Origin of the sequence: Streptococcus oralis, from assembly GCF_003944215.1 — a bacterium.
GTDB classification, from domain to species: domain Bacteria; phylum Bacillota; class Bacilli; order Lactobacillales; family Streptococcaceae; genus Streptococcus; species Streptococcus oralis_BI.
Map to the genome: position 1 here is coordinate 1 of NZ_RJVZ01000032.1, position 1,984 is coordinate 1,984.

At 33.4% G+C, this 1,984-nt stretch carries 2 protein-coding genes; both read right to left on the reverse strand.

The window, feature by feature from the left end; genetic code table 11:
- Nucleotides 1-40: 40 nt before the first annotated feature.
- The gene (locus tag D8804_RS09905) at nucleotides 41-1,174 is read right to left on the reverse strand and encodes a helix-turn-helix domain-containing protein (RefSeq protein ID WP_125399643.1); all 1,134 of its coding nucleotides are present in this window, start codon (nucleotides 1,172-1,174) and stop codon (nucleotides 41-43) included.
- Nucleotides 1,155-1,826: a hypothetical protein gene (locus D8804_RS09910; RefSeq protein ID WP_125399644.1), complete on the reverse strand. Its 672-nt coding sequence runs from the start codon at nucleotides 1,824-1,826 to the stop codon at nucleotides 1,155-1,157. Before D8804_RS09910 ends, D8804_RS09905 begins: the two co-directional genes overlap by 20 nt.
- Nucleotides 1,827-1,984: the final 158 nt, after the last annotated feature.

A 1,984-nucleotide genomic window follows, 5' to 3' on the forward strand; every position in this document is an offset into this window, starting at 1 on the left:
TTCTATAACTACAAAAAAGTCTCAATAATATTGAGACTTTTCATTTAACTATTCTTAATACAGGACCTTTTTGTACCAATTGATAATTATCATTAATTGAAATATCTAATGATTTTTCTAACTCATCTTTGGGTAGAGATAAGTAAGAAATTAGTTCATTTTTTTGTAAAATATCATTACTGATAATTAAGTCAAATACTTTACGGTAAAGACTAGGTTTCTCAGGAGTCAATTCATCGTCCAAAGGCTCACGCTTCTTCCATTTATTAAAGCCAATTTTCCTAAACAAATATAATTTTTGATCATCATTGATTAACTCTAACTGATAAGTTCTCATAATCATTGATTGAATAGAAACTTTCCAATATTTTTTTAACTCAATATAAAAGTCTAAATTAGTAGATAACAAAGATTTTAAAAAACCATTCTCAGGTAACAATAAACAAGAAGCAAAATAGTTCGCCTGATTCTCAATAATATTCTTTAATTCCTGAGAGGTATAGTCGTGAATACTTTCAATATCTCCATGAAGTAAAATATGACCTAATTCGTGTGCAATATTAAAACGACGACGTACAGCAGATTCTCCATTATCTGTCAGCATGATATACGGTCTGTCTTCAATCCATTCTGACACTGCATCCAATTTGTCATCAGACATATTGGAATCAACAACAATAATACCATTAACTTCTGCAATCTCAGTGAGATTAGAAATTGGTATATCTTTACCTAATCCCCATAGTTCTCTTAATTCTTTAGCTTTTTCCTCAATATCGTTATTAGTAATATCGTAAATAGTTTTCGTTAAAATGTCAGGTAGAGTTAATTCAGGAAAATTAACATACTGAGACAGCAAATCATAAATTTCCTTTTGAAATTCTAACCTGACAGCTTGCATATCCCTTGCTCTTTTAGTAGCCGCAGATTGACTACGAAAAAAAGTGGCCCCTTCGTAAAACCTTTTAGGTTCAGAAGTAAAATAGGCGTATGGAAAATCTAGTTCAGCAACAATTGTCATTAACTTACTTGCTCCTGGATGTGTTTTCCCTAATTCATAATTAGAAATCATTTGTCTAGATATTCCTGTTCGTTCAGCCAATTCTTTTTTAGTTAATCCTCTGGCTATTCTAGCCTTTGTTAATTTAGAGGGACTAAATATTCCTTGTTCCATTTACTTCTCTCCTAAGAAGCTCTTCTGACAGCTCCGTTAAAGTCAAATCTAGTTTCTTTTGAGTGATCTGCTCTTGGTCTTTCGAGGCAACAATCCGCTGGGCATTCATAATATCCACTTTCTCAATCCATTGCTCTGTATCAACATTTGGCAAACCAAGCTGAACAAATTGCAGGTGATGATTCTTTCCGCCGTATGTTAAGAGGAGAAACGGTGGGTTATCAGCATCATAATGCTTATTGATATCCTCTTGGGTTGTAAAAAGATCAAATTGTTTATTTTTCACACTAGCCACACTTCTGTGAAGAGCTTTTTTCGGCATTGTTTTTATACTTCTGGTTTTTACTGGAGAAATAATGGCTCCTTTTGTTTCAATCATCGTATAAGTATAGCCGTTCATTTTATTATTCACTGCAGATAACATTTGTACATCTGTTCTCATTGATGAATCTTCTAAAACTAATCGCAGCGCCACATCGACTAATGCTTGTCGGATATGCCCATAAGTCTTTCGCATTTCTGGGTGCCGCAATACAGGTGTGGTATCAATGAGTTCCCACAAAAAACGATAGGCCTCCTTAATACTGTATGCTAATTCACCGGCTAATCGTGGGTCACACTCTGCTTCTAAATGAGTTCTTAAAATTCCCATCTTATCTCCTAACTATTAACTTTATTCATACCATGTTAATAGTTTACCTTTTTTTTAAAAAAATGTCAACACCAAAACATACTAAGAATAGTAGGTAGAAAATTTCTGACGGGAAAATTACGCACTACTTTTTTGGGGCAGAGTAAAAGGTGTCTTTT

Excerpts from the sequence above, each read along its gene's own strand:
- D8804_RS09905 (WP_125399643.1), bottom strand. The coding sequence starts at position 1,174 with ATGGAACAAGGAATATTTAGTCCCTCTAAATTAACAAAGGCTAGAATA.
- D8804_RS09910 (WP_125399644.1), bottom strand. The coding sequence starts at position 1,826 with ATGGGAATTTTAAGAACTCATTTAGAAGCAGAGTGTGACCCACGATTA.